Origin of the sequence: Vibrio sp. 1180_3 (assembly GCF_029478545.1) — a bacterium.
Taxonomy (GTDB): Bacteria; Pseudomonadota; Gammaproteobacteria; order Enterobacterales; family Vibrionaceae; genus Vibrio; species Vibrio aestuarianus.
This window is the reverse complement of record NZ_SJFM01000071.1, coordinates 1-4,575: the sequence shown is the minus strand read 5'-3', so window position 1 is coordinate 4,575 and position 4,575 is coordinate 1. Positions and strand designations below refer to the sequence as shown.

Sequence of the window (4,575 nt, the reverse complement as noted above, 5' to 3'; positions counted from 1 at the left end):
TCTTGGCATATTCAAGCTTCTGTTGAGGGGTGATTTGCACTCGTAGTTTTGGTGACATATCAGATTCCTTATAAGTAGTGATAATTATAAGGCTTAAATACCATCCAAGTTAACCGTACCATTACAGTCATAGGACATAAGGGTTTCTCCTGTGAAAGAGTAAGGTAGTAAAATCATGGTGATACTAGAAACGAGGGGAGAGAGTGGTTATTAATTGTGCTCAGGTATTAGCGGCTACGCAGTTCGATTGGGCTGTAGGCTCCCCTGGCTAAGTTAGCGATGAATTTGGATTCCCATAGTGTGTATAGCTTGTCGGTTTTGGGTGCGTTGATACTCTTTAAACCGGAGTATCGAGTGAAAACCGTGGCATGAGTGAAATCGAACTCAATATCTCGTTCAAGTATCGGGTAAGGGTATCCATTGAAGCTGAAGTCAGTGATGCAGAGGATTGTGTACTTGTTGTTAATGTCTTTCTTCAATGCAATCTCAATAGGGTGATAGCCTCCATGTTCAGCGGAGTAGTGCTCGTTACTGTAGTTGATAATGTGATGCCCCTCTGCGAGATCTGCGTATTTATTTAGAACGTTGTTTAATGTCTCTAGAAGAGCCAGGGAGGTAGGCAAAGCTGTTTTGTTGAATGAAGTCGTGGGTAAGCGGTTTCTATGCATAAGTGGCTCCTTTTCGACTAATGGGGTTATGCATAGTGATTAAATATATTTGAAAAAATTTTGATTCAAATGGATGGCAGGGGTAGAAGGGCGTGATGCTGAATGGGGAGTCATTTCGACTAAAACAAAAAATTCATATATAAAACCGGAGTGCTGAAAGTTTGGTTTTGCGCATTGTTGATTCTTCAATTCTCCCGTATTCTCCGTGTTTCAAAATGGATAAAGAATTCACGAGAGTACAACTCGGTGGTTGCTGAAATAGTAGCGATTAAAAAATCAGCGACATAGTTAAAGTCAGCTTAGAAAAACACTTAGAGACTTGCCTTTAAAGATAGGCTCTCATCAGTTTTAAACTCGGTGGCTTTTTGACGTTTAAAAGTGAAGCTCTCAAAGCCTAGATACCAGAGCAAGAAGCTCAGGTTTAACTGAATCCCTAAACACAATATGACGAACATGTGCCGACTGTTTTCACGATGTCGGTCAATAGTTGAAATGAATTGAGCAGAATATGAATAAGCAACAATTAGCGGCTAAAATCTGGGAATCAGCGAACCAGATGCGTTCAAAGATCGAAGCAAACGAATACAAAGACTACATCTTAGGTTTCATTTTTTATAAGTACCTCAGCGATCAACAGGTGCAGTTTGTCACCAAAGAAGGGATGACGTCTGCTGAAATCAAAGCGCTAACAGAAGAGGACGCTGAAACAGTCAAATACATTCAAGATAACCTTGGCTATTATATTGCTTACGAAAATCTGTTTTCAACGTGGGTTGATCCAACGTCCGACTTTGACGAGTCTAACGTGCGTGATGCGCTTTCTGCTTTTAGCCGTTTGATTTCTCCTACTTACAAAAAGTTGTTTGAAGGCATCTTTACTACCCTAGAAACAGGGTTAAGCAAACTCGGAGAAAGTGCGGGTAAGCGAACTAAAGCTATCAGCGACTTGCTGCACTTAATCAAAAGTATCCCTATGAACGGTCAGCAAGGCTATGACGTTCTGGGTTACATCTACGAGTACCTGATTGAAAAATTTGCAGCTAATGCGGGTAAAAAAGCCGGGGAGTTTTATACGCCTCATGAGGTCTCGGTTCTCATGTCGCACATCATTGCTCATGAACTCAAAAATAAAGACACCATTGAGATTTACGATCCAACGTCCGGCTCTGGCTCACTCCTTATCAATATCGGCGAGGCTGTTGAAAAGTACGCTAAAAACAAAGACAGCATTACCTATTATGCGCAAGAGTTAAAAGCGAACACCTATAACCTTACCCGTATGAATTTGATCATGCGTGGTATTAAAGCCAGCAACATTAAAACCCGCAATGGCGATACTCTAGAAGACGATTGGCCATACTTCGATGAGAATGACCCACAAGGCACTTATGATGCATTATACGTGGACGCTGTTGTCTCTAACCCGCCGTATTCACAACAATGGGACCCTAGCTATAAAGATAGCGATCCTCGTTATTCGCGTTTTGGTCTAGCCCCAAAAACTAAAGCCGATTTTGCCTTTCTATTGCACGATCTCTATCACCTAAAGCCCGATGGTATTATGACCATTGTATTACCTCATGGGGTGTTGTTCCGTGGTGGTGAAGAGGGGGAGATCCGCAAGCAGCTTATTGAGCAGAACCACATCGATGCCATTATTGGTTTGCCGGGTAATATCTTCTTTGGTACGGGTATTCCAACCGTGATTTTAGTGCTGAAGCAAAAGCGCCAGAATACCGATGTCTTGGTTGTTGATGCGTCTAAGCACTTTATTAAAGAAGGTAAAAACAACAAGCTGCAAGCGAGTGATATTAAGCGCATTGTTGATGTTGTTATCAAGCGTGAAAGTATCGATAAATTCTCGAAAGTCGTGAGCAAAGAAACTTTGCGCAGCAATGGCTACAACTTAAACATACCACGCTATGTGGACTCTTCAGCGGCGGCTGAAAGCTGGGACTTACACGCCACTATGTTAGGCGGCATCCCTAACAGTGAAATTGATGAGCTCAATGCATACTGGCTTGCTTTTCCTGAACTACGCAGCACCTTGTTTGCGACTAAATCTTCTGCGTACAGTGAGCTGGCAATTGCTAAAGACGCAGTCAATACAAGCATTAGTAGTCATACACAGGTGGTTGAGTTCATAGCAGATTACAAACAAGCTTTTGCTGGGTTTGATGACGACTTAAACACCAAACTCATTCAAGATTGGGAAGGGGTTAAACGCAATCAACAAGAGGCTTCATTAAGTGTTGAGCTATTTACCCGCCTAAGTCCTATTGCTTTAATCGACAAATATCAAACCTATCAGCTTCTAAACAACCAATGGCAAATCATTAGCGCCGATTTAGAAATGATGCAAACCGAAGGTTTTGATGCGACTAAGCAAGTTGACCCAAATATCGTTATCAAAAAGACAAATGGTAAAGACACGGAAGTACAAGACAAAGCGACGCCTTGGAAAGGTCACATTCTGCCTTTTGGCTTAGTGCAAAAAACTCATCTAAGCGACGACCTAGCAGCACTGGCTAAACAAGAGAATCGTTTGGCTGAAATCTCAAGTTCACTGGAAGACATTTTAGAATCGCTAAGTGAAGACGATAAAGAGCTAGCAACCGTCAAAGAAAGCAAAGATGCTTTTGTCAATGCTGAAGTAGCAAAAGCAGCTAAGGCATTCTTGAAAGAGCAGAAAGACGGTAACGTTAAGTTCACAGAAGACAGCCTTGTCCATGAAGAAAGCTATAAGACCAAAATTATCCGTGCCAACAAACTTATCATTGAAGAAAAGGCTCTAAAAAAAGCAGTGAAAGAGGCGGCAACTAAACTGCACCTTAAAACCAAAACCACCATTGAGGGATTAAGTGACGAGCAAGTGAATAACCTGCTACATCTGAAATGGATCGCGCCATTGAGTTGCGAGCTCGCTGCAATGCCAAGCAGTTTGATTACCCAGCTTACTAATAAGGTACAAGCCCTTGCGGATAAATACGCTGTAACCTATTCGCAAGTCGCGAGTGACATCAAAACCACTGAAGATGAATTAGCGGAAATGATGAGTGGTCTCACAGGTAACGAGTTCGATATGCAAGGCTTGACTGAATTCACTAGTTTGTTGAAGGGTGAGTAAGATGAATTTAGATAAGAAGGTGCCTGAGATTCGGTTTAAAGGGTTTAGTGGGGAGTGGGAAAACTTAACTTTGGGTGATCTTGGCTCTGTGGCTATGAATAAAAGAATTTTTAAACATCAAACTAGCGGAAGTGGCGAAGTACCATTCTTCAAAATCGGTACTTTTGGAAAGCAACCCGATGCCTTTATTAGTATGGCTCTATTTAAAGAATATAAAGCCAAATACCCATATCCAGTTACAGGAGACCTTTTGTTATCTGCTTCTGGAAGTATTGGTCGAGTTGTCGAATATAAAGGAGAAGAGCAATACTTCCAAGACTCAAATATTGTATGGCTAAAGCATGATGGAAGGATAGATAACTCATTCTTAAAGGTTTTCTATTCGATGGTACAATGGAGTGGTTTAGAAGGAAGTACCATCAAGCGATTGTACAATAAAAATATCTTAGACACAGAAATTAATACACCAGAAAGGCCAGAACAAACAGCCATAGGAACCTACTTTCAAAAGCTCGATGGCCTAATTAACCAACACCAACAAAAGCATGACAAGCTCAGCAGCCTTAAAAAAGCCATGCTGGAAAAAATGTTCCCCAAGCAAGGTGAAACCGTTCCAGAAATCCGCTTTAAAGGGTTTAGTGGGGAGTGGTTGAGTTGTAGTGGTCAACTAAAATTGGCCACGGTTTGAGAGTTTTCCCAATATAATCGTTCTGATTCATTGGGAGTTAAACCACCGTTATACTGATGTGGTCTGAGTTGGCAGTAATATCCGATAATGTA

3 protein-coding genes are annotated in these 4,575 nt (G+C 41.5%); 2 read left to right on the top strand and 1 reads right to left on the bottom strand.

Annotated elements, in window-relative coordinates; translation table 11 throughout:
• Window positions 1-227 precede the first annotated feature (227 nt).
• Window positions 228-668 (bottom strand): DUF2787 family protein, encoded by a 441-nt coding sequence (locus tag EYW48_RS20350; RefSeq protein WP_277432960.1) that lies wholly within the window; start codon window positions 666-668, stop codon window positions 228-230.
• A gap of 508 nt (window positions 669-1,176) precedes the next feature.
• On the opposite strand from EYW48_RS20350, the gene EYW48_RS20345 reads away from it, so the two are divergent.
• Complete coding sequence (locus EYW48_RS20345) at window positions 1,177-3,795, top strand: type I restriction-modification system subunit M (RefSeq protein ID WP_277432959.1); 2,619 nt, start codon at window positions 1,177-1,179, stop codon at window positions 3,793-3,795.
• A 1-nt stretch (window position 3,796) separates the two neighbouring features.
• Window positions 3,797-4,483: a restriction endonuclease subunit S gene (locus tag EYW48_RS20340; RefSeq protein WP_277432958.1), complete on the top strand. Its 687-nt coding sequence runs from the start codon at window positions 3,797-3,799 to the stop codon at window positions 4,481-4,483.
• Window positions 4,484-4,575: the final 92 nt, after the last annotated feature.

Excerpts from the sequence above, each read along its gene's own strand:
- EYW48_RS20340 (WP_277432958.1), top strand. The coding sequence starts at position 3,797 with ATGAATTTAGATAAGAAGGTGCCTGAGATTCGGTTTAAAGGGTTTAGT.
- EYW48_RS20345 (WP_277432959.1), top strand. The coding sequence starts at position 1,177 with ATGAATAAGCAACAATTAGCGGCTAAAATCTGGGAATCAGCGAACCAG.
- EYW48_RS20350 (WP_277432960.1), bottom strand. The coding sequence starts at position 668 with ATGCATAGAAACCGCTTACCCACGACTTCATTCAACAAAACAGCTTTG.